At 57.5% G+C, this 22,820-nt stretch carries 17 protein-coding genes, 1 pseudogene and 2 CRISPR repeat arrays; of the genes and pseudogenes, 6 read left to right on the forward strand and 12 right to left on the reverse strand.

Annotated elements, in window-relative coordinates:
* The first annotated feature begins 34 nt into the window (after window positions 1-34).
* The 3 genes from RWV98_RS07795 (at window position 35) to RWV98_RS07805 (ending at window position 2,145) form a co-directional block, all read left to right on the forward strand.
* Complete coding sequence (locus RWV98_RS07795) at window positions 35-313, forward strand: putative immunity protein (protein WP_317865023.1); 279 nt, start codon at window positions 35-37, stop codon at window positions 311-313.
* 57 nt (window positions 314-370) lie between these two features.
* Window positions 371-943: a DNA-3-methyladenine glycosylase I gene (locus RWV98_RS07800; protein WP_317865025.1), complete on the forward strand. Its 573-nt coding sequence runs from the start codon at window positions 371-373 to the stop codon at window positions 941-943.
* A 161-nt stretch (window positions 944-1,104) separates the two neighbouring features.
* A complete protein-coding gene (locus RWV98_RS07805; protein ID WP_317865027.1) occupies window positions 1,105-2,145 on the forward strand; it encodes an alcohol dehydrogenase in 1,041 nt (346 codons plus the stop codon).
* Between the two features lie 216 nt (window positions 2,146-2,361).
* Here RWV98_RS07805 and RWV98_RS07810 read toward each other — a convergent pair whose 3' ends face one another.
* On the reverse strand, window positions 2,362-3,234 hold the full coding sequence (locus RWV98_RS07810; protein ID WP_317865029.1) for a sugar phosphate isomerase/epimerase family protein: 873 nt from the start codon (window positions 3,232-3,234) through the stop codon (window positions 2,362-2,364).
* A gap of 306 nt (window positions 3,235-3,540) precedes the next feature.
* Between RWV98_RS07810 and RWV98_RS07815 the strand changes: the two genes are divergently transcribed.
* From RWV98_RS07815 to RWV98_RS07825, 3 genes are all read left to right on the forward strand, one after another.
* Window positions 3,541-4,602 (forward strand): LacI family DNA-binding transcriptional regulator, encoded by a 1,062-nt coding sequence (locus RWV98_RS07815; protein WP_317865031.1) that lies wholly within the window; start codon window positions 3,541-3,543, stop codon window positions 4,600-4,602.
* Window positions 4,603-4,713: 111 nt separating this feature from the next.
* Window positions 4,714-6,981, forward strand: coding sequence for a vitamin B12-dependent ribonucleotide reductase (locus RWV98_RS07820; RefSeq protein ID WP_317865033.1), 2,268 nt, complete (start codon window positions 4,714-4,716; stop codon window positions 6,979-6,981).
* 69 nt (window positions 6,982-7,050) lie between these two features.
* Window positions 7,051-7,659, forward strand: coding sequence for a GDSL-type esterase/lipase family protein (locus RWV98_RS07825; protein ID WP_317865035.1), 609 nt, complete (start codon window positions 7,051-7,053; stop codon window positions 7,657-7,659).
* On the opposite strand, the gene RWV98_RS07830 is transcribed toward RWV98_RS07825, so the two are convergent.
* The 11 genes and pseudogenes from RWV98_RS07830 to cas3 form a co-directional block, all read right to left on the reverse strand.
* Window positions 7,656-8,132 carry an SAM-dependent methyltransferase gene (locus RWV98_RS07830; RefSeq protein ID WP_317865037.1) on the reverse strand — a complete coding sequence of 159 codons (477 nt, stop codon included), beginning with the start codon at window positions 8,130-8,132 and terminating at the stop codon, window positions 7,656-7,658. The two genes, RWV98_RS07825 and RWV98_RS07830, sit on opposite strands and share 4 nt — an antisense overlap.
* A 413-nt stretch (window positions 8,133-8,545) precedes the next feature.
* Window positions 8,546-8,791: a spore coat protein gene (locus RWV98_RS07835; protein WP_317865039.1), complete on the reverse strand. Its 246-nt coding sequence runs from the start codon at window positions 8,789-8,791 to the stop codon at window positions 8,546-8,548.
* A gap of 13 nt (window positions 8,792-8,804) precedes the next feature.
* Window positions 8,805-8,978 (reverse strand): hypothetical protein, encoded by a 174-nt coding sequence (locus tag RWV98_RS07840; protein WP_317865041.1) that lies wholly within the window; start codon window positions 8,976-8,978, stop codon window positions 8,805-8,807.
* 50 nt (window positions 8,979-9,028) lie between these two features.
* Window positions 9,029-10,231: an RtcB family protein gene (locus RWV98_RS07845; protein WP_317865043.1), complete on the reverse strand. Its 1,203-nt coding sequence runs from the start codon at window positions 10,229-10,231 to the stop codon at window positions 9,029-9,031.
* Between the two features lie 634 nt (window positions 10,232-10,865).
* Window positions 10,866-11,626: a CRISPR direct-repeat array (repeat unit 32 nt; unit sequence ATTTCAATCCACGCTCCCGCGGAGGGAGCGAC).
* Between the two features lie 102 nt (window positions 11,627-11,728).
* Window positions 11,729-14,865: direct repeats of the CRISPR family, unit length 32 nt; unit sequence ATTTCAATCCACGCTCCCGCGGAGGGAGCGAC.
* Between the two features lie 172 nt (window positions 14,866-15,037).
* Entirely contained in the window at window positions 15,038-15,328 is a 291-nt protein-coding gene (gene cas2 / locus RWV98_RS07850) for a CRISPR-associated endonuclease Cas2 (RefSeq protein WP_317865045.1), read from the reverse strand.
* 6 nt (window positions 15,329-15,334) lie between these two features.
* Entirely contained in the window at window positions 15,335-16,366 is a 1,032-nt protein-coding gene (gene cas1c, locus RWV98_RS07855; RefSeq protein ID WP_317865047.1) for a type I-C CRISPR-associated endonuclease Cas1c, read from the reverse strand.
* Window positions 16,363-17,026: pseudogene (gene cas4, locus RWV98_RS07860) on the reverse strand (CRISPR-associated protein Cas4). The gene cas1c and the pseudogene cas4 overlap by 4 nt, the downstream one beginning before the upstream one ends.
* A complete protein-coding gene (gene cas7c, locus RWV98_RS07865; RefSeq protein ID WP_317865049.1) occupies window positions 17,016-17,858 on the reverse strand; it encodes a type I-C CRISPR-associated protein Cas7/Csd2 in 843 nt (280 codons plus the stop codon). The pseudogene cas4 and the gene cas7c overlap by 11 nt, the downstream one beginning before the upstream one ends.
* 1 nt (window position 17,859) lies before the next feature.
* Entirely contained in the window at window positions 17,860-19,617 is a 1,758-nt protein-coding gene (cas8c, locus tag RWV98_RS07870; RefSeq protein ID WP_317865051.1) for a type I-C CRISPR-associated protein Cas8c/Csd1, read from the reverse strand.
* Window positions 19,618-20,349, reverse strand: a complete 732-nt coding sequence (gene cas5c, locus RWV98_RS07875; RefSeq protein WP_317865053.1) for a type I-C CRISPR-associated protein Cas5c — start codon at window positions 20,347-20,349, stop codon at window positions 19,618-19,620.
* A gap of 1 nt (window position 20,350) precedes the next feature.
* The gene (cas3, locus tag RWV98_RS07880) at window positions 20,351-22,729 is read right to left on the reverse strand and encodes a CRISPR-associated helicase Cas3' (protein ID WP_317865055.1); all 2,379 of its coding nucleotides are present in this window, start codon (window positions 22,727-22,729) and stop codon (window positions 20,351-20,353) included.
* Between the last annotated feature and the right edge of the window lie 91 nt (window positions 22,730-22,820).

The following is a 22,820-nucleotide window of genomic DNA, read 5'->3' on the forward strand; positions in this document are numbered from 1 at the left end:
AACTGCCTGAGGTAAAGAAGATTATCCTAAACGAGTGCCACGCCGCCGCGCGGGAATTGAAACGAACCCTGCGGCGCAGGCCGCCGCGCGCGCGTGCGGGCAGGCCGCGGCCTGCTTTCATACGCCGACCCACTCGCTGGGGCTGGCCTTTTACGGCGCGGCGGCCCTTGCCTACGACCGCGTGGGAACCGGCGAAAGCGCGGCAGTCTATGAACGCATCGCCGCGGAGGAATGCGCGAAGATGGAGGCGGCCCTTCGCGCCGTGGCCGTAGAAAACGAACCGAATCCGGCGAAGATCAACTGGCGCTGCTGATGAACCCGGCGGGCGGGCGCAGGCCGGCAATGCGGTTGGATGAGAGAGGATTACCTTATGTGTGAAAAAATAAGATGCGCTTGGGCGGGGGACAGCCCCATATACATTGCCTACCACGACAAGGAGTGGGGACGGCCGGTGCACGACGATATCCGGCTGTTTGAAATGCTGGTTTTAGAAGGAATGCAGGCGGGGCTCAACTGGCTCACCGTGCTCAAAAAAAGAGAGAATTTTCGGGAAGCGTTCGACGGATTCGATCCGGCCAAGGTGGCGCTTTACGACGAAACAAAAATACAGGAGCTGCTGGCAAACGAAGGCATCATCAGAAATCGTCTCAAAGTGAACGCTGCGGTGACGAACGCCAAAGCCTTTCTGGAAGTGCAAGAAAAGTACGGAAGCTTTGATCAATACATATGGGCATACGTAAAGCATACGCCGATCAAAAACCATTGGGAGAGGATGGAGGAGATACCGGCCAAAACACCGCTTTCGGACCGAATTAGCAAGGATTTGAAAAAGATGGGGTTTAAATTTGTCGGTTCGACGATCGTTTATGCGTTCATGCAAGCGACGGGCATGGTGAACGACCATGTGACCGATTGCTTTGTTTATCAGGAGTGCAAGGCGTAGCTTTCGTCTTGGCGGGAGCTTGCTATAAGACCGAAACAGGGCACCGAAAGCCGGTGCGTGAGGAGCATATGACGTCGCCGCGGCAGTTCGGCCGCCCTCACCGCTGGACAATTTTTAGGCCCCGCGTTACAATAGGGAAAACGGAAAAGGAGGCGGCGTGCATGCGTGCGATCGTTTATGAAAAGCAAGGAGTACTATCGCTGGAAAGCAGGCCCAAGCCGTGCCTGAAAAACGAAAGGGACGCGATCGTTCGCGTTACGCTCGCTTCGATCTGCACAAGCGATCTGCACGTCAAACACGGCGCTGTGCCGCGCGCCGTGCCCGGCGTTACGGTCGGGCACGAAATGGTGGGCGTGGTGGAACAGGTCGGCACGTCCGTGCGCCGCGTGAAGCCCGGCGACCGCGTGAGCGTGTGTGTGGAGACCTTTTGCGGCGAATGCTTCTACTGCAAGCGCGGCTTTGTCAACAACTGCGCGGACCCGCTCGGCGGCTGGGCGCTCGGCTGCCGGATCGACGGCGGGCAGGCTGATTTTGTCCGCGTGCCGCATGCCGATCAGGGCTTGACCCGCATTCCCGAAACCGTGACGGACGAGCAGGCGCTGTTCGTCGGCGATATTCTGGCGACGGGTTATTGGGCAGCCCAGCTGGCGGAGATCAAGCAGGGCGACACGGTGGCGGTTTTGGGCGCGGGGCCCGCCGGGCTGTGCGCCATGATGTGCGCCGGCTTGTACGGAGCAAGCCATGTGGTCGCGGTCGATCCGCTGGCCGAACGGCTCGCGCTGGCGAAGGCGCAGGGCTGGGCCGATGAAACGGCCGACCCCACGCGGGACGATGTGGACGACCTAATCCGCCGCCTGACAAACGGGCGCGGAGCGGACGCTGTGATCGAGGCCGCCGGCGCGGCGGACACGTTTCAAACCGCTTGGCGTATCGCGCGGCCAAACGCCGTGGTCGTGGTGGCCGCGATGTATGAAACGGCGCAGCGTTTGCCGCTGCCCGAGATGTACGGTAAAAATCTAACGTTCAAAACCGGCGGCGTGGACGCGAACGCCTCCGCCCGTATCCTGCGTCTGATCGAAGAAGGGCGGCTGGATACCACGCGTCTGCTGACGCATATCTATCCGCTTTCCGCGGCGATGGACGCTTACGAGCTGTTTGAAAAGAAACAGGACGGCGTGATCAAGGTCGCGCTGCGCCCCTAAAACGCACGCAAAAGGGCGCGTTGCAAAGTAAAAGAAATTCCGTCTGTCATTCTGAACGAAGTGAAGAATCTCGCGCGAACGCGCGGGATTAACGTGGAAACCGCGCGTTCGCGCGAGATTCTTCGTCGTTTCGCTCCTCAGAATGACAAGAATATGGAACATCCTTTTATTTTGCAACGCGCCCTTTTTGCGTGTTTTGATGTATAGGGATAGGCGTTATTTGCAATACTTGGCCACGTGCGCCTTGGTCACCTCGGCGGACTTGCGTACGTTTTCTTCCTGCGTCATTTCGTAATACGCAGGGCGGAAGATCTCGATCGTGCAGCAGTCGCCTTCAAAGCCGATCCGGCGGAGCGTGTCCGCATAGCGCTGGTGGGGCAGGCAGTCGCCCTCGGCGTCCGGCCACAGGCGCTTTTCATCGTTGTTGTAGGGTGCGCCGCAGGGCATGTCCTCGGTGCCGTTCAGATGCCAAACGAAGATTTTTTTGCCGTCCGCTTTTTCTAGGGTCTCCCAACCGGAACCCATGGCGTAAAAATGGTACTGGTCCAGCGTCACGCCGACAAGCGGGGAATCAACCGCCTCCACAATCGCGTAGGCGTCCTCAAAGCGGTTGATGGTCATGGCGGGTTCGCCGCAGAACTCAAGCGACAGCTTGATGCCGTACGGCTCGCACTTCTTCACCATCTCGCGCAGCACCGTCACCGCGTCCTCGCGGATCTCCTTGCGGGTCGGCTGCAGGCCGCGCTCCTTCATATCCTTGCTCGGCACGACGACGATCATTTTGCAGCCTAGAATGTTGCAGCGGCGGATGATCTCATCCAGCTCGGCCATAACGGCGGCCTTTTCCTCGTCGGTCTGTTTCATGTTGAAAAAGCAAAGCGCGTTGTAGGAAAGCATTTTCAGGTGATGGCTCTGGAACCAAGCGCCCAGTTCATCCAGCGTGACAACGCCCTTTTCCAGATCGCGGTCCAGACACTCGGACTGGATATCGATAAAGTCGAAGCCGTATTTCTCGCACAGTTCTAAATCCATCATGACGGAATGGCCTTTGCAAAAGCGGTCGTTCGCCTCGTTAAAACCGATCTTCATTGAAAAAACTCCTTTATTATATTATATCAATACGGAAAAGCTTTGTTATGGATAATTTATCACAGCCGAGAACACGGCGCAAGGGGGACGCGGCATGATCATTTCGCCGTGCAAAACATCGTGAAACCACCCAAATTGTTTAGAAGCAAGTTGTTGATAATCGCTAATTTTGTGCCGGTTGAAAGGTGAAAAAAACAAGCGCGCTTGGTACAAAACCGTGCAGTGCTGGTGGGGGCCGGATCGGTATGCTATAATAGGAACAAGGCGCTGCAAATAAGCCGCAGCGCGGGAATGGGAGGGAAACCGATGGCGGTGACAATGCAGCAGATCGCGGAGGCGTGCGGCGTTTCGCGCGGCACCGTGGACCGCGCGCTGCGCGGACGGGAGGGCGTGCGGCCCGAGGTGGCGCGGCAAATCCGGCAAACGGCGCGGGAGCTGGGATATCTACCACGCCACGCCAGCCCGTTGAAGAAAGAAAAGCCGGTGCGCATCGGCGTGGTGCTGCACACGGGCGTATCCGTGTTTGTGCGGCAGCTGGCCGGGCTGCTCGCGGCCTATCCCGGCCAGACGCTTTTACCCATCGAAACGATCGTGCGCACGATGGACGGCACCGACGTGCCCCATCAGCTCGCGCTGATCGACGAACTGGCGGAGCGGGAGCGGGTAGACGGGCTGGCGATCATGCCGCTGGCCAGCGCGCTGCTGCGCGATAAAATCAACGAGCTGTCCGAGAAGCGCGGCCTGCCGGTGGTAACGATCAATACCGATATCGCGGACTGTGCGCGGCTGGCCTATGTTGGGCCGGATAATATCGCCTGCGGCCGCACGGCCGGCGCGCTGCTGGGCATGGCCATGGGCGGCAAAGGCCGCGTTTTGCCGATCTTGGGCCAGCGCAGCGGCCACTTCGCGGATACGCAGCGCCTGAGCGGCTTTTACGCGGAAATCAGCGAAGCCTTTCCTTCAATCGAAATGCTGCCGCCGGAGTATTGCTTCCTCGATCAGGGACTGGCCGAGCGCATCACCCTGCGCGCGCTTAGCGAAGTGGAAGGCCTTACCGGGATCTACCTGTCCTCCGTCGGGCGCAGCGGCGTGTACCGCGCGCTGGACCGCGCGGGGCAAGGGGGCCGCGTCCATGTCGTGGTGCACGATCTGACGCGGGATAATCTGCAAATGATCCGTGCGGGCGTGGTGGATTTTGCGATCGGTCAGGGCGTCAAAACGCAGGGCTCGCTGCCGCTGCTTCTGCTGTATCAATACCTGACGGGGCATGTTTCGCCGGAGAAACGACGGTATTCGACAGAAATAGAGGTCAAATTCCGCTGCAATCTGTTGCCGGAGGACGAAGCGTGTCAAACGCCGGAGCTTTAAAAAAGATAGAAATCCTTGCATCAGGGTATTGCATCCCCTAACGGCACGTGCTACTATATATAGTGTCACCGACAAAAGAAATGTACCAGATGTTAGAAAGGGTAAGAATACATGAAAATCGGAGAGAGTGCGCGCGCCGTATTGGAACGGCGGTATTTGGTAAAAGATGAACAGGGAAATAATATAGAATCCATTGAGCAGATGTTCAACCGCGTCGCCACGGCGATCGCGGCGGCGGACAAGCAGTATGATAAAAAGGCGGATGTGGAAAAAACCGCACAGCGCTTTTATGAAATGATGACGAATTTGGATTTCCTGCCCAATTCGCCCACGCTGATGAACGCAGGGCGCGAGCTTGGCCAGCTTTCGGCCTGTTTCGTGCTGCCGGTGGGCGATTCGATGGAGGAAATCTTTGAAACCATCAAGCAAGCCGCGCTGATTCATAAATCGGGCGGCGGCACGGGCTTTTCCTTTTCCCGCCTGCGCCCGGCGGGCGCGGTGGTCAAGACCACCGGCGGCGTTGCCAGCGGGCCGATCAGCTTTATGCGCGTGTTCAACATGGCGACGGAGGCCGTCAAGCAGGGCGGCACCCGGCGCGGCGCGAACATGGGCATCCTGCGCATCGATCATCCGGATATTTTGAACTTTATCGATTGCAAGAAGGACAACGCGGATATTACGAATTTCAATATCTCGGTCGGCATCACGGAAGAATTCATGCAGGCGGTCGAGCAGGGCGGTTCGTACAAGCTGATCGATCCCCGCTCCAAGGAAGAAGTGGGCGAATTGGACGCGCGCGAGGTGTTCGACAAGATCGTCGGCAGCGCGTGGCGCAACGGCGAGCCGGGCATCATCTTCCTAGACCGTTTGAACCGCGACAATGTCGTGCCGTCGCAGGGCGAAATTGAAAGCACCAACCCCTGCGGCGAACAGCCGCTGCTGCCCTATGAATCGTGCAACCTCGGCTCGATCAATCTGGTCAGCATGCTGGTCAAGAAAAGCGGCGCGTACGCGCTCGATTACGGCAAGCTGGCGGATACCGTGCGCGACGCGGTGCATTTCCTCGACAACGTGATCGACGTTAACAAGTACCCGCTGGAAAAGATCGATTTTACCACCAAGCAGACCCGCAAGGTCGGCCTTGGCGTGATGGGCTGGGCGGACACGCTCGCTCTGCTCGGCCTGCCCTATAACTCGGACGAGGCGGTCGCCCTCGCGGAAAAGGTGATGAAGTTTATCACCGATAACGGCCGCGCCGCTTCTGTGGAGCTGGCCAAGACGCGCGGCGCGTTCCCGCTGTTCGAGGAAAGCATTTACGCGGGCGGCGAGCCGCTGCGCAACGCGACCGTCACCACCATCGCGCCGACCGGCACGCTGTCCATCATCGGCGGCTGCTCTTCCGGCGTGGAGCCGGTGTTTGCGTATGTGTTCATTCGCAACATCATGGACGGCACCGAGCTGATCGAGGTCAACCCGATCCTCAAACAGGTGCTGATCGATCGGGGCCTGTATTCGGACGAGCTGATGAAGCGCATTGCCAAAGAGGGCACGCTGGCCCATATCGAGGCCATACCGGAGGATATCCGCCGCGTCTTCGTCTGCTCGCACGATGTTAGCCCCTTGTACCATGTCAAGATGCAGGCGGCTTTCCAGCAGTACACGGACAACGCCGTATCCAAAACGGTTAACTTTAAAAACGACGCCACCGTGGAGGATGTGCAGGAGGTTTACCAGCTCGCCTATCAGCTGGGCTGCAAGGGCGTCACGATTTACCGCGACGGCAGCCGCGACAGTCAGGTGCTGAATATCGGTTCGGTGAAAAAAGGCGCCGCGCCCGCTTGCCCGACCTGCGGCGAGGAAGAGGATATGGAGCCGCTGCACGATATCAAGCCCCGGCCCCGGCCCGAGGTCACCTGCGGCCTGACCGAGCGCATGAAGATCGGCTGCGGCAATCTGTACGTCACCGTCAATTACGATGAAAACGGGATCTGCGAGGTGTTCACCTCGACCGGCAAGGCGGGCGGTTGTCCGTCCCAGTCGGAGGCGACCGCGCGTCTGGTATCGATCGCGCTTCGCTCCGGCGTTTCCATGGACGAGATCTTGCAGCAGCTTCGCGGTATCCGCTGCCCGTCCACCATCCGGCACGCCGGGCTTAAGTGCACCTCCTGCCCGGACGCGATCGCGCGCGTCATCAAAAAGACGGATGATATGCTCAAGGCGCAAAAGGGCATTGTGAGCACCGCAGCGGTACAGCAGGCGGCGGCGACCGAAGTGGTCACCACCAAGCACTCCAAATTCTGTCCCGAGTGCGGCGCGGAAATGGAGCACGAGGGCGGCTGTGTAATCTGCCGTTCGTGCGGCTATTCCAAGTGCAACTGATTCAGTAATAGCGCCCCGGCCGGTCACTGACCCGGCCGGGGCGCGCGCTATAGAAGGGGGAGAAAAGATATGCGCCGCACGGTTTTGTGCTATGGCGATTCCAACACCTACGGCTATGATCCGCGTTCCTTTTTTGGGGGCCGTTACCCTGCGGATACACGCTGGACAGGGCTCATCGACGGAACCGACGGATGGACGGTGCTGGACTGCGGCGAAAACGGGCGCGCGATCCCACGCCGTCCGCAAGAGCTGCAAGAGGCGGAAGCGCTGGTGAGGGCGCACCCGGAAGCGGCGGTCGTCACCGTCATGCTGGGCAGTAACGATTTGCTCCAGTACCCATCGGACACGGCGGAGCATGTGACGGCGCGCATGGAAACGCTGCTAACGCATATGCGGGCGGCTCTTGCGGAGGCGCGGGGCGATTCTGCGCTGCTTTTGGTCGCCCCGCCGCCGATGGCGGCGGGCGCGTGGGTGACGGAGGAACGGCTCCTCACCGAATCGGCCCGCCTTGGCGCGTGCTACCGTGCGCTCGCGGCAAAGCTCTCCTTGCCCTTTGCCGATGCCGCCGCGTGGGACGTGGCCCTTGCGTTTGACGGCGTGCACTTTTCCGAGGCGGGTCACCGCGCGTTTGCCAAAGGGATCGAGCCTGTGCTCTCTTCGCTTGCGCGGGGAAACTAGAAGTTGAATTCGGCTTCCCAGTCAAAGTCGCCGCTTGTTTCCACATTGCCCGGCCAGTGCGCGCACCAATCCGGTATGCAGGGTGTTTCCACCCGGTCAAGGCTGGGCGTGTAGGGCTTCAGGTCCAGCACCGGGCTGCCGTCGTTCGCGTCGATATAGGCAAGGCCGAGCACGCCGTTATCCTCATCCATATAGGTTATATGCGCGCAGGAAAGCGCGATGGGGTTGGGCCGTGCGGGCGAGCGGGTGGCAAACGCGCCGAGCACCGCCGGCCCCTTGGTATACGGCGCGTCTACCGTTAACACGCCGCGCGCCGCGGCGTTATCGCAGCCTGAAAACCACCAAACCACCTGAATATCGCCAAAAGCGGCAAGGCCCTTTAATGCCGGTACGTATTCCGGAAGCAGCTCGATACGGAAATCCTCACCCTCGGCGCGAATAACGCCGATCTGTTTTACTGAAAATTCACTCATGACAATTACCTCTTCTGTTTTCGTATTACGGTACCGTGATTTCAGTATAACGGATGTTTTTTATACTTCAACCCCCATTTTCAGAATTTTTTAAAAGAAATTGTTCACACGCACAAAAAAACGCGGAGCAGGGATGACCCTGCTCCGCGTTTCAGCTTGTCAAAGAACCCTTCGCGCCGCAGCGCGTATAAAATAGGATTTTGCCGATTACGGCAAAATTCATAAAAACCGGGAGCATGTATCTCGGTTTTTATACAAACCGACTTCAAGTGTGCCTAAAAGGCGCGCGCAGAAGCCGGAATTCTCGATCGAAATGGGGCTTTGTTTCGATCGACAGACTGTCAAAAATTGTTTTTTGACAGTCTGAAACGCGGAGCAGGGATAACCCTGCTCCGCGTTTTTTGTGGTGCCGTTTATTGGCAGCTGAACTTCTGCTTAACAGTGCTGATCTTGTTCTGCTCCACCTGTTCGGTGGGGTACCAGCCCTTGGCGGTCATTTTGTCATAAATGACGTCCTGCATGCTCAGCGATTCGTTCAGCGCGCTGCTGAACGCCTGATGCACGTTGGCGGTGCCGGATTCGATGGTGCCGTGCATAAACAAATCGCAAACACCCTTTTCAAGCAAAAGGATGTTTTCCATCAGGTTCTTGTCGTCCATTCGTTTTTCCTCCTTACAGCAGGTCGTAGAAGCTCTGGAAGAGCTGCTGGTGTTTCTGCTGCATCAGCTCGACGCACGCCTTCAATTCCGGGTCTTGGATCTGGCTGGCGGTTTCCTTGCACTTGGTCTGAAAATACTGTTCGTGACCCAGCGCGTCCTCTACATACAAAAGTTCTTTTGTGGTCATCATCATCACCTCAAAATTATTTTGCCGAGGCTGAACCAAAGTATGCATGCTTAATCGGAGGCTTTAAAATTATACACCGGCTTTATCCGTTCAACGATATCCGCCGTCGGCCCGATCTGACTGATGATATCGTCCATGCGTTTGTAGGCCATGGGCGATTCGTCCAGCGTATCCGGAAGCACGCAGGTGGAATAAATACCCGCCATTTCCGCGCGGTAAACATCCATGTCGAGTTGCTGAAAGGCTTCTTTCCGGCTCATCAGGCGGCCTGCGCCGTGCGGGGCGGAGTAGTTCCATTCCTTGTTACCTAGGCCGGTACAAATCAGGCTGCCATCGCGCATGTTGATGGGAATAAGCAGCTTTTCACCCGCTTTGGCGGATACCGCGCCCTTGCGCAAGATCATGGCGTCGGTATCGATATAATTGTGGATGGTGGTAAAGGCTTCCGCGCAGGTAAGCCCCATGCCGGATAGCAAGGAATCGACCATCGCCTTGCGGTTGAGCGCGGCAAACCGCTGTATGATACGCATATCATCGATATATTCATGGAATAAACGGCCTTCAACGTAAGCCAGATCGCGCGGCAGGTCGACCGGATGCTCTTTTTTCAGCGTTCGTATGACTTTTTCGATTTCGTGTTCGCGCCCGGCGGCTTTCATTTGGGCAATGGTACTTTCGATTTGATGGCGCGCGCCGCCCCACAGTGCGCGGCGGCCCTCGTCCTGATAAAACTTTGCCACCTCGCTGCCAAGGTGGCGGCTGCCCGAATGGACGACCAGATAAAGCGCGCCGTCCTCACCGCGATCTATTTCGATAAAATGGTTGCCTCCGCCCAGCGTGCCGATACTGCGTTGCGCGCGCGCCAAATTGACGGCAGGCGCGCAGTGCAGCGCAGTCAAGTCGATCAAATCGGCGAACGCATGGGGCGTGGCGCGAATCTCGCGGCCGCAGGGGATCGCGGCGCGGATATGCGCATCCAACCGGTCAAGATCGATCTCGCGTTCCAAAAGGCGAACAGTCTCCATACCGCAGCCGATATCCACACCGACCATGCCGGGCACGATCTTATCGGAAATAGTCATGGTCGTACCGATTGTGCAACCCATCCCGGCGTGCACATCGGGCATGATGCGGATACGGCTGTCCGCAAAAGCGGGCTGGTCGCAAACCGCGCGGATCTGCTGCTCGGCGGTCTGGTCAAGCGCGGCGCAAAAGCACAGTGCGGTATTATAGGCGCCCTTGACAGGTATCATAAAAATCTCCTTTCTTTGGCGCGCGTCAGGCGGCGATCTCAGCATATCGCCCGCTTGCAGCACCGATAGCAGGTATGCGTAGGGCGACAGGTCGCCGCGGGTCAACGGAAAAAAGATGCGCGGGAGTGCAGACCGTAACCAGCGAATGCCCTGATTGTTATGCGTGACGGTCTGCTGTCGGCTTCGGCTGCTCACATTCCCAAGTACCACGAGCGGGAGATGATAACCATTTTGCGCAAAAAGCTATTTTGCATACGTGAAATTGGAAGGCCTTGCATCTGCCGTGCGGCGATCGAACTCCCAATCGGGAATGGTGTATAGGGAGCCGGAAAGTATCTCACGCGGTATGCGTTTTTTATCTGGATTTGCAAAAGCTGTATACAGAAAATTCCCGCATATAATCGCGGATGCGTTAAAATCGCTTAATCAGCTCACGGTACACAGTATGTTACTGCCTCCCATTTTATTTTTGGACAACCAGCAACCTATTTGTTCAAGTCGCCAGCATTTGAACAGGAATGACGGAGAAATCCTTGCCACGGCTTGCCCCTCTGATGGTCATCGTCAGGGGCAGAGATAGGTGATGAAACGGCCTGTTGTCACAAAATAAACGACAAAAGGCCTTACACAACTTGAGTCAATCCGCGCTCCCGCGGAGGGAGCGACAGAGACCGCAATGCCCTTGCCGATCGCATCGAGATTTCAATCCACGCTCCCGTGGAGGGAGCGACATCGGCCGCGATCTTAAAGGTCTTGTTGCTGCCGATTTCAATCCACGCTCCCGCGGAGGGAGCGACAAGGGCGGTACGTTGTGACCGCCGAAACATTGGCATTTCAATCCACGCTCCCGCGGAGGGAGCGACGCGCAACCTGCCGCACCACGATCCGGCGAAATGGATTTCAATCCACGCTTCCGCGGAGGGAGCGACTTGGGATTTGGATGACGTTCAAGAACTGAAAGGCATTTCAATCCACGCTCCCGCGGAGGGAGCGACATCGGCCGCGATCTTAAAGGTCTTGTTGCTGCCGATTTCAATCCACGCTCCCGCGGAGGGAGCGACAATGTAATCACAACAAAGGAACACGGACAAAACATTTCAATCCACGCTCCCGCGGAGGGAGCGACGGTGCGGGAATGGCAGATGAATGGGAATGGATGTGGGATTTCAATCCACGCTCCCGCGGAGGGAGCGACGAAAAGCGCAAGGCGTTAGAAGATGTATATGGCATTTCAATCCACGCTCCCGCGGAGGGAGCGACCGGAGAACAGGCTTGTTTTCATGGCAAAGTTTGATATTTCAATCCACGCTCCCGCGGAGGGAGCGACGGCGGGCGTTGCTCCCGCAAGACATGGGAAACCCAATTTCAATCCACGCTCCCGCGGAGGGAGCGACGCAATGGGTAGAAGGTTGGGAGGGAAAAGGTACATATTTCAATCCACGCTCCCGCGGGAGGGAGCGACGGGAAGGCGGTAATACTGGCATTTGGGACTGGTTGATTTCAATCCACGCTCCCGCGGAGGGAGCGACGCCGCCGATCTCGCGCAGATCGGATGAATTGGCAATTTCAATCCACGCTCCCGCGGAGGGAGCGACGCCTGTGCTACTGGGGCATGAACCAGACTACAAAAATTTCAATCCACGCTCCCGCGGAGGGAGCGACGGTGAACAGCCATGGCAAAAAAAACAAATAGAGGTAATTTCAATCCACGCTCCCGCGGAGGGAGCGACGTGATCGCAAACTTTCCGCTTGCGCTGCAGCCGATTTCCATCCACGCTCCCGCGGAGGGAGCGACATTTAAAACTTGGCGGTACATGGCTATGCGTAGGGATTTCAATCCACGCTCCCGCGGAGGGAGCGACGTTGCAACCCCGATACCGTCGATGCCGTCCCCCGGATTTCAATCCACGCTCCCGCGGAGGGAGCGACACGGGTTCATTATTCAATTTTGCTTGATGGAAAATATTTCAATCCACGCTCCCGCGGAGGGAGCGACCGCGGATGTGCTGCATAATAACGCCAATCTCTTATTTCAATCCACGCTCCTGCGGAGGGAGCGACTCGTGCACATCATTTCAGCCCAGTCCGCTGTATCATTTCAATCCACGCTCCCGCGGAGGGAGCGACGCCCGGACGCACTGACGGCTGCCAGCGCTGCATTATTTCAATCCACGCTCCTGCGGAGGGAGCGACATGCACGGCCTGCGCAAAGCAGCGGGCGAGACCAATTTCAATCCACGCTCCCGCGGAGGGAGCGACTGGACAAAGCGGCAGATCGAACGCATCATAGGCATTTCAATCCACGCTCCCGCGGAGGGAGCGACGTGTAATAATTACACACTATTTGCTATAATAAATCAAATTTCAATCCACGCTCCCGCGGAGGGAGCGACCGAGAATGCTACCGCCTCCGCGACGATGGACGGATTTCAATCCACGCTCCCGCGGAGGGAGCGACCGCCGCGAACGAGAGCGGGAAACAGTATTTAATCATTTCAATCCACGCTCCCGCGGAGGGAGCGACGCTTCATCGTCGCCAACAAGGACTATTGCGACTTGATTTCAATCCACGCTCCCGCGGAGGGAGCGACCACGGGTAAGATGGCAGACCTTATGGAAATGTCATTTCAATCCACGCTCCCGCGGAGGGAGCGACGCCGCCAGAGGGTTCCATCGTTTTTGTACAGAGTTATTTCAATCCACGCTCCCGCGGAGGGAGCGACGTTTCCTTATAAGCTAAACGAAACCAAAATCCACATTTCAATCCACGCTCCCGCGGAGGGAGCGACGATATTCGGACAAGACTTGCGCATCGTGTTCTGGATTTCAATCCACGCTCCCGCGGAGGGAGCGACCCAGCGGTCGCGCCAGTTTACCGGAAAATAGATATTTCAATCCACGCTCCCGCGGAGGGAGCGACTATTTCTATTGCCTTTTCAAGATGTTCCATAGAAATTTCAATCCACGCTCCCGCGGAGGGAGCGACTATGGGCACGGATTTTATGCGAAATACCGATCCGATTTCAATCCACGCTCCCGCGGAGGGAGCGACAGAATGCAGATGGGAAAACCAAGACACGATACGATTTCAATCCACGCTCCCGCGGAGGGAGCGACCCGAGATCATCCGAATTGCAATATGCAGCAACAATTTCAATCCACGCTCCCGCGGAGGGAGCGACGGTAATAAGATGTTTCAGCCAGCCAAGCCAAGTATATTTCAATCCACGCTCCCGCGGAGGGAGCGACGCGATATCGGATTTCATTTGTAATTTTACGATGATTTCAATCCACGCTCCCGCGGAGGGAGCGACTTTGCACCCTCCGTTGATGTAATTCTAGCATCATATTTCAATCCACGCTCCCGCGGAGGGAGCGACGCGGTGATCTAGTTTATCCATCTGACGATTATAATTTCAATCCACGCTCCCGCGGAGGGAGCGACGGGGGCCTATGCCCTACCCTGCAAGCACAAAAAAATTTCAATCCACGCTCCCGCGGAGGGAGCGACTGATTGGTGCAGGTATTACTTTCGGGGCTGTTGATTTCAATCCACGCTCCCGCGGAGGGAGCGACAGGAGCGCCGCAAGCGGCACGAATCCAAGGAGGGAATTTCAATCCACGCTCCCGCGGAGGGAGCGACTGGGGTGATATATGTCGCACGAAGATGCTTCGGATTTCAATCCACGCTCCCGCGGAGGGAGCGACCCTATTCCGCGCGATCGTGTGCAGTTGCGCAAAGACATTTCAATCCACGCTCCCGCGGAGGGAGCGACATAAACTTGTTAGGAATAATGACGTGTTGGGTAATTTCAATCCACGCTCCCGCGGAGGGAGCGACTTTGTGCGCTTCGATCGGATTGCTATCCGTATGATTTCAATCCACGCTCCCGCGGAGGGAGCGACTCATTCCCCGGATTATCAACAACTTTATTTAGCAAATTTCAATCCACGCTCCCGCGGAGGGAGCGACGTTTTACACCTCCCTGCCCTCACCATCCCTTAAAAATTTCAATCCACGCTCCCGCGGAGGGAGCGACCTTGGTTGGCGATTATCAAGCGGACGATGGGGTTCATTTCAATCCACGCTCCCGCGGAGGGAGCGACAGAAAGTAAAGTGTAACGGATAACTGGATTTAATAATTTCAATCCACGCTCCCGCGGAGGGAGCGACATCTTATCTTGATCGCAAAAAGCGTAAAAAAATAATTTCAATCCACGCTCCCGCGGAGGGAGCGACTGTGGCATCCGCTGGCGACGGCGCAGACACACAAATTTCAATCCACGCTCCCGCGGAGGGAGCGACACAATCGAACTGGCTCAACGACGACGGCTGTAAATTTCAATCCACGCTCCCGCGGAGGGAGCGACGGTGTCGTCACACTCAATATAGGCGACCCGGGGATTTCAATCCACGCTCCCGCGGAGGGAGCGACGGGCATTCTGCCCGACCAAATTGACAACGCAGGCAATTTCAATCCACGCTCCCGCGGAGGGAGCGACCACGGACGGTTACCGGCGGATATTGGACCACTTTATTTCAATCCACGCTCCCGCGGAGGGAGCGACCCGATGATCCCGCCGACCTGCACGCATCAGGAAATTTCAATCCACGCTCCCGCGGAGGGAGCGACGGCAAAAACGTACAAAATTATCTGCCGTTTTTGTCATAAATGCTGTTATTGACTTCCCGGAGCAAAAACTTTGCTACAAAAACAGCGGTGGGAAGAGGGGGAAACCTCTGTGCAGGGGCTTGAAACGGTGCGAACCCACCGGATAATTCGTGTGCACTACCGCTTCGCACCACTATAGCAGGAGTGTATCTTCTGGCAGATAGGTTTCCTTGCAGCCAAAGTGTTCTATTTTGTTTTCATACCGTTTGCCTAGATAATAGAAGCGGAGACTGTCCTTTTCCGGATCCATAATACTGCACAGCTTTGCCTGTAAACTGCGGCACTGCGCGGGGTCCAGCAGACACTCGAAAACAGAGCACTGTACCCGCTGCCCGTAATTCACGCACTGCTTTGCAATCTGCCGCAGGCGTTTTCTGCCTGCGGCATCCTCCGTGTTGACGTCATACGTGATTAAAACCAGCATAGACCCTCACTTCCACAAAAACGGCGGATACGCATCCAGATCGCCGCGCAGATAGCGGGCGAGCAGCAGCGCCTGTATATAGGGCACGATGCCCCATTGCAGCTTTTCCTTCAAGTAGGGGTGTTTCAGCGTATCCTTTTTCTTTTCCTGCCAGCTTTTGAGGAACGTTCTTCTAGCGGCGTCTGTCAACATTACGGCGCCGCTTTCGCGCGTCTCAAAATCCTCCGGCCCCACCATGCGGTTATTGATCAGCGTGAGTACAAAGCGGTCGGCCATGCAGGGGCGCAGCTCCTCCATTAAGTCCAGCGCAAGGGAGGTTCTGCCCGGCCTATCTCGATGGAGAAATCCAACATATGCGTCTAGCCCAACGCTTTCCAGCGCCGAGGCACAGTCATGAGCAAGAAGGCTATACGCAAACGAAAGCATGGCGTTGACCGGATCGAGCGGCGGCCGGCGATTACGGCAGCGAAAATAAAAGGTTTGCTTATCCTGTAGGATCATATCGTCGAAAACACCGAAGTACGCGGTGGCGCCCGTTCCCTCCGAGCCGCGCAGACTGTCCAGAGAGATCTCATCAGCTACGAGAGGGAGCAGTTCTTTTATCCTTTCGGACGCGCCTTTCAGTTTGGCTTCGTCTAGCCGCAGGCCATGGTCGCGCCGGGTGCGTTCGATACTCCAACGCGTATTGTAAAGCTTGCCAAAGATCATCGTTCGTGCAATACGGCAGCTTTGCATAGGATCATCCGCCGCCCGATATTGCGCACGGCGCAGAAGCACATTGCCGCTGCTTTCTCCGCAGACTCGAGCCAGAAACCGCCCTCTGGGTGTGCAGAGCGCGAATCCGATCTCGCGTTCTGCACACGCGCCCATGAGGGCGGGGGACGCGCCGGCATAGGAAAATGATACGATATTGCATAGCGTATGAAGCGGATACCGTGCAACAATTTGTTTTTCACGGTTGGCCACCACATTTTCTCCGTCCAGAGAAAGATAGATATCCTCCGAAGTAACAAAAAGCGTGTTGAGTAAATGCTTCATGGCTCATCCTCCATCGCTTCGGCAAGGTAATCCGCGACAGGCTTTATACGGAGCAGCCCCGGCAGGCACAGCTCTTTCAGGGAGCAGGCGCCGCAGGCCTTTGTCGGTTTGACCTTGGGCGTGTAACCGCGCTGATACAGCTGGTGCATCTCTTCCAACTGACCGCGCACGGACTGGCGAAGCTCTTCCGTGAAAGAAACCGTAACGCGGCGCCGGGTTTCTCCAAAGTAGAGCGCACCCTCCGGGATGGAGCAGCACAGCATTTCCTCCAAACACATCGCCTGCCCGCAAAGCTGTAGTGAGTCGCCGCTGCGCTCGCTCGGCGCGCCGCGCTTATACTCCACGGGATACGGCTGCCAGAGACCGTCCCGCCCGTGCAGCGGAACGCCTTCGTCGCCGCGGTGAAATTCCACGACGTCGCACTCGCCGGATACGCCCAGCGTTGCGGAAAATACGTTCATACCGCGCGTGATCAACAGGTCGCCGCGGCTTTCGTGAAAGCCCTTATCGTGGGCGTTGCGGTGCATCAGCGAACCGTCCACGGTGCGGTAATTTTTCCGCCCACTGGTGCTCAATATGAATGAGCGCCCAGCGCCTGCGGCAAAACTTGAAATGCTGGAGCCCGGACAATAGGAGGAAATCCTCCTCTTTATAGTCCATCTATGATCTCGCAATGCAGACCGGGCAGCTCGTCCAGCCGGATATCGTAATCCTCTACGCGGGAGGGAACGGCCACGTCGGGCTTCAGGTCGGCGTGCACCAGTTCGTGCACCTTGGCCGAGGAATACTGGCCGGAGGGACAGTTGTGCTCCCACCAGTAGAGCTTCACGACCTCCATCGAGCCTTCGGGACGGGCGGAGGAAGCATCGTTTTCAAACAGGGTACGCAGGCATTCCTTGACGGTTTGCGCATCCTCCTCGCTAAAGCCGGTCTTTTCGGCGAGTTGTACATTGATCGCGCCCTTGATTTTGTACAGGCCGAAGCGGACGAAGTGCTTGGAACCCATGGTGTCGGAACTGCGCTTTTCGCCGGGTTCGCCGTTGACGCTCTTGGTGATCTGCAGCGACCGCACCTCGACAGGGGAGAAGCTGATTGCCTGATGGATGGACACCGGCCCGCGCACGCCGACGGAAACACCGCTTTTATCCGCCTTGAACGCGAACACTTGGCCAAAGCTTCTGACATCCAGCCACTTTTCACAGGCGATACGAGCGTATTCGTCCCGATCCTTGACTTTGCCGACTGCTGCGGAGGCGCGCTCGCTTAGGCTCTTATAAGTATCCTTGCATCGGTCGTCCGACTGGACGAAGATATCCTTGCCCAGATCCTGCATTCGGTTGCGGATCTTACGCTTGATGCATACGTCCGAAATTTCGCCGTAGCCCTCGTAATCCGAACGGGGGCGGTTGCCGTTCAGCGGGTCGCCGTTGGAGTTGGCCATGGTCACGCTGACCAGCGCTACAAAATCGATCTTATGCTGCAAATTGCTCATGTTACTCTTCCTCCGTCACAGATGTTTCTTTTTTCTGGTACAGCGCGGTGCGCTGCTGATAATAGCCGAGCAGATACACATCGTCTAGGCTTTTGTTCAAGTCGGGGTCACGCCGGTCGAGCTTGTCCGTAATCTCGCCGATAATGTTCTTGTAATACTCGCGCAGGCGAGGCTTCAACCGCGCGAAATAGGGGTTCAGCCGCTCGTCGATGAGGTGCCACGCATAAAGGGGACGCTGCGCAAAGACCGTTTGCATACGGATGGCGTTTGTCTCGCGGTCCTCCTCCTTGCCGTAGGTGCTGCGTTCGACCTTCTCCGCGACGGCTAAGAGGCGGCCAAACAAGTAGCTGCGGTCATTGCATGATGTGTCCAGTGCCAAGGTCCATTCCTCCTTCTTTTTGTCCTTCCGGAATTTTCTTATGATCGCGCACGCCGTTTCCAAAAGGGCTTCCCGGTTTGCGCGCTTGTAAGCCAGCGGCATGCCCGCCCGCGTGACCAGTGCGCGGAGAATATCCTCCGGCACGGGCTTGCAGTCGACGATGCAGGGGAGCAGTTGCTGCACGTGCTCGCGCAGCACGCGGTCATCCGCTTTAATAAACTGATCCTGCTCGGTACCGAACGCACAGTTGACGATCCGGCGGATGGACGGCGATTGGACGCCGTACCGGTAGGAGTCCCAGCAGCAGTCTGTGTACCAGCGTTCGATATGATTGAGAAAATCCGAGCCCTCCAGCTCGTTATAATAAGTAACGCTCAGGCGGCCGGTCGTTGCCGCGTCCAGCGCGGCGACGACGACATCCTGATCCGTTAGGCCCTGCCGGTAGCCGTCAAGGGTGTCTTGCAGGTTTTGCCGATAGCTGGGAAAGTCCGGCGTGCTGCTCTCCGGCAGACCGAGCAGCGCAAAGGATGGCACCGGGATGCCCTCCGGGTTCCAGCACAGGAAGGTGCGTTTACCTGCCATGACGCCATGGTTGGATACGATCCAGCGCAGCGCGCTGTGCGCCATCTGCGAGGACAGATAGCCGACGTTAAACGCTTCCTCCGCCTTGGTAAAGCGGCCGCGATAGGTGTAGCCGATCTTGTCGTTGGAAGAAATGAGCTTCGCGTTGCCGTGCGCTGCGATCACGCCCTTGAGATGCTTATCACAAAAAATGTCCTGCTGCCCGGAGAGCATGCAGATATCCTTGGGCAGCGTCTCACACTGCGCGGTGAAAAATTGGATAAAGCTATCGAAGAGCGAAGCGTCGCGCCAGCACTCCGCGGAAGCGTTCTCCGGCTTGGGGAGGATACGCCAGCGCACCAGCCAGCTTCCGAACTTATCCGCCTTATCTTCCGGCGCGACCAGACCGGCGGCGATCAAATCGGAGAGAATGCTGCCGCCTTTGATATAAGCCAGCACGGCCCGCACCTTGGGATGCGTAAACGCCGACTCCGCCCATGCGGTAAGCTGCGCAACGTAAGCCTCATACGCCTGTCCGCCGTCCGGCATAAGGTACTTGAGCTGGTCGCAGAGCGGGTGGGGACACGGGCCCGTCCGGTTGGCGGACTCGATCGTCGCGGGGATAATGGTCTTGTTTTCCTCCTTGGGCACCGTCTGTGCGCTCTGAAAAACGCCGTCGTCCGAGATCGTGATCTCAAGCTGCGCGTTTTGGACGATATGCGCCACCGGCGTCAGCGGTTCCTTTTCGCCCTCCACCGCCACGCCGGCGCGGTGCGCCTGCGTTTGATAGGTGCGGTATGCCGCTTGCAGCAATCCCACTTATTCCGCCTCCTTTGCAAGGCTGTCCACGCTTTGGAAATTGCCGAAGGTTTCGCCAAACGGTTTGCATTCCATGTCCCGCACCGGGCGGGTAATCGGGCATTGCTCCGGCCGGTCAAATTCGATCACGCCCTGACGCATCACCGGATGCCAAAAGCGGACGGTCATTTTATTTTCTGTTTCCGGCGAATACGCTTCGTCCGCATAGGTGATCCCGTGGTAGGTCAGGCCGAACGCCAGCTCCGGCGTTGAATCGTAGTGGCCTTCTCCTTCGCCGAATACGCAGGGCGAGACATAGCCCTGACATTCCCGCGCGCCGAGAAAAATATCACGCCGGCCGCCGCGCTCGATCATGCGCTTTGCGATATTGTGGTGCTTGTGCTCGTTCCGGTCGCCCGCCAGCTCCGGCCGGTTCTCGTTCCATTCAAAATGCGCGCGCACCTGATAGCGGCAGTTCCGCAGATAGGTATAATACGAAAGGTCGTTCTTTTTGTCGTAATAATGGATGGGGCGAATGCCCTTGACCTCGGTCTGGATCTGGTTCATGACGCGTACCGCGTCGATGTACCAAATGATCGTCGGCTTCCAATATACCGAGCTGAGGATACCTTTAAGCGCTTCATATGTCGGCACTTGGAGCGAGCACTTTTCTCCGCCGACGCGCATGATCGGGTCGGAGAACAGCGCGTATTCGCCGATCACTTCAAACTCCACCGTGTTCCGATATGTCATGTTACACCTCCATAAATGTATTTTGATCCCCATCCGGGGAAAAACCGGTCTGGTCGGAATAAAACTCCGGGAGGAGGGCCAAAACAGCCCCGTCGCATAGCGCATAGACCCCGCCTGACTCGCGCAGGCGGTCCAGCTCGTATTGGTACAGCGATACGGAAAAACGCCCGGTTTGCTGAAACAGCGCCTGCCGGTAGGGGAGATCGTAAGACGCCTGTGGCGAACCAAGCGAGTCGATCAGCTCGGCGCCGCCCGCAAACGGCGTGAGCACATCCGTCGTGTTGTCGTCGAACACGTGAAAAGCTTGCCCCGCGGTGGCAAAGGCCTGCCCGAACAGATAATCATTTTTCACCGCGCAATGGCCGCGGCCTGTCTGGTTGACCGATAAATAGTCAAGCAGCGTTTGTCCGCCGGGCAACGGATAGTCCTGCGCGCCTTGTTTCATTTCGTCATACAGGGCGCGGTAATAGGATTGCACCGCCGCCTCACCAGCCAGATCGTTTGCAAAGGCCGTGGGGGTGCGTGAATATTGCAGCAAAACAGAGGCCGCCGCCTGCTGGCATTCGCGGATTTCTTTTAAATGGCTTAGGTTTTCACCGCGCAGCCGGACGATGTAGACCGGATATAGCCTTCCGTGATCGCCGCTTCGGTTGCAGCGTCCGGCGGACTGCACGATATTATCTAGTCCGGCCAACACGCGGATGACACACCCGAAGGAAAAATCGACGCCCGCCTCGACGAGCTGCGTGGAAATACAGATCACCGGCGCATGGTCGTCAAGCGCTTTCTGAATCGCAGTCATGGTCTGCATACGGTGCGCCATGCACATGGCGTTGGACAAATGAAAGCGCAGCCCCTTCCACCGGCCTTGCAGCGCGGCGTATAACGCGCGCGCCTGCGTCCGCGTGTTGCAGATCAGCAGCAGACTGCCGTGCTTGCCCGCCTGTTCGCAAGCGAAGCCGGCCAATTCTTCCACGGTAAAGTCCGGCACGCTGCGGTCGATGATCTCCGTGCGGCGGAATACCGTTTGCCAGCTCTGCTCCTGCGGGACGAGCTCGGGCTCCGCCGCGTACCGCAGGCGGTGCGCCGTCTGCTCCAAGCACGGCTGCGTGGCCGAGCAAAGCACCACGGACGCGCCGCAATAGGAAGCAAGATAATTGAGCGCCAAATTAAATTCGGATAACAAGCGGCGCGGCACCGACTGTACCTCGTCGATCACGATCACGCTGTCGCGCAGCGCGTTCATGCGCCGGATGCAGGAGCTTTGCCCGGCAAGCAGCGTGTTCAGCAACTGCACCAGCGTGGTAATGACCATGGGGGCCTGCCAATTCTCCAGCAGCAGCTCGTTGTAGTCCAGTTTCTCTTCACTTTTTTCCTGCACGACATTGGAGTGATGCTCTAAAATCAGACGGTCGTCGCCGAGAAAGTCTCGAATGACCTTTGCGTTTTGTTCCAGTACTGACAGTAACGGAATAACGAAAAAGATTCGCTTTTTTCCTTCTGCGGCAGCGGCGAGCGCGTAGCGCAGCGAGGCCAAGGTTTTGCCGCCGCCCGTGGGAACGTTTAGCCGGAACACGCCGCTGCCTCTTCCCGCCGCCATTCGGCAGCGGTCCGAGATGCTTTTTCTGACCTGATCGATGGACTCCGTATTGGGAAAAGCCGCAAGGCGGGATTCTAACACGGCCAACCGATCGGCCCAGCAGGCGGACGGTACCTCTGGGTAAGCGGCGGGATCGGCTGTTCGCATAAATTCCGCTGTGTCCCGCCGGTCGCCCTCGATCACGGCGGAGAGGGTATGCCGGGCGAGCAGCGCCAGATAAAAGAGCAGTTCCTTCTGGCTGTCGCCAAGCGGCCGCAGCCTGTCAAGCGCGGCCTGCACCTCTTTTACCGCTTCGTCAAACAGCCGGTCGAGCGTTTGTTCATTTTCGCAGAGCTGAAGAAAATTGGCGCGGGCCTGCTCGTACCCGGTGCCCTCGGTGGTCAGCCGGTGCCGGAACCCGTCCGCGCCGTCGGGGGAGATGCAGTCAAACTGTCCATGGTGCGCGCCAATGGCAAAGGCGAGCAGCTCGCTCGTCGCGTTGCGGAAGGTCTGTCCCGCATCGGTGTGCCACCGTTCCAGCGCGTATCGTGCGCCCGCAAAGGTGTGGTTGACGCTGCCGCGGCGTGCTTCTTCCCCACGCGCTTTCCGTTCTATATATTGCTTGAACGCCTCGGTGTATTTCCCCATGTCGTGCAGCAGCCCGGCCAGATACGCCGTTTGCTCCATGCCCGGCGGCGCGGCGGCGCGTGTGTATACGGCGCATTGCCGGTTGTGTGCGGCAACGGTCTGCACAATTTCTCTTCCGGCGTCGTCCCTGCGGATGTGTGCGGGATAGTTCAAAGTAGCTCGCCTCCGTCGTTTGTCAAGCGGTTCATTTTCGATATGTTAAGCATACCATAGGAAGTGTCCGATAAAAAGGACTTTCAAAACC

The sequence above is a fragment of the Agathobaculum sp. NTUH-O15-33 genome (genome assembly GCF_033193315.1).
Lineage (GTDB): Bacteria > Bacillota > Clostridia > Oscillospirales > Butyricicoccaceae > Agathobaculum > Agathobaculum faecihominis_A.

Coding starts and splice junctions, on each gene's coding strand:
- cas7c (WP_317865049.1), bottom strand. CDS start 17,858: ATGAGCAATTTGCAGCATAAGATCGATTTTGTAGCGCTGGTCAGCGTG.
- RWV98_RS07825 (WP_317865035.1), top strand. CDS start 7,051: ATGCGCCGCACGGTTTTGTGCTATGGCGATTCCAACACCTACGGCTAT.
- RWV98_RS07835 (WP_317865039.1), bottom strand. CDS start 8,791: ATGGACGACAAGAACCTGATGGAAAACATCCTTTTGCTTGAAAAGGGT.
- RWV98_RS07840 (WP_317865041.1), bottom strand. CDS start 8,978: ATGACCACAAAAGAACTTTTGTATGTAGAGGACGCGCTGGGTCACGAA.
- RWV98_RS07815 (WP_317865031.1), top strand. CDS start 3,541: ATGGCGGTGACAATGCAGCAGATCGCGGAGGCGTGCGGCGTTTCGCGC.
- RWV98_RS07805 (WP_317865027.1), top strand. CDS start 1,105: ATGCGTGCGATCGTTTATGAAAAGCAAGGAGTACTATCGCTGGAAAGC.
- RWV98_RS07830 (WP_317865037.1), bottom strand. CDS start 8,132: ATGAGTGAATTTTCAGTAAAACAGATCGGCGTTATTCGCGCCGAGGGT.
- cas5c (WP_317865053.1), bottom strand. CDS start 20,349: ATGACATATCGGAACACGGTGGAGTTTGAAGTGATCGGCGAATACGCG.
- RWV98_RS07845 (WP_317865043.1), bottom strand. CDS start 10,231: ATGATACCTGTCAAGGGCGCCTATAATACCGCACTGTGCTTTTGCGCC.
- RWV98_RS07810 (WP_317865029.1), bottom strand. CDS start 3,234: ATGAAGATCGGTTTTAACGAGGCGAACGACCGCTTTTGCAAAGGCCAT.
- cas2 (WP_317865045.1), bottom strand. CDS start 15,328: ATGCTGGTTTTAATCACGTATGACGTCAACACGGAGGATGCCGCAGGC.
- RWV98_RS07820 (WP_317865033.1), top strand. CDS start 4,714: ATGAAAATCGGAGAGAGTGCGCGCGCCGTATTGGAACGGCGGTATTTG.
- RWV98_RS07800 (WP_317865025.1), top strand. CDS start 371: ATGTGTGAAAAAATAAGATGCGCTTGGGCGGGGGACAGCCCCATATAC.
- cas1c (WP_317865047.1), bottom strand. CDS start 16,366: ATGAAGCATTTACTCAACACGCTTTTTGTTACTTCGGAGGATATCTAT.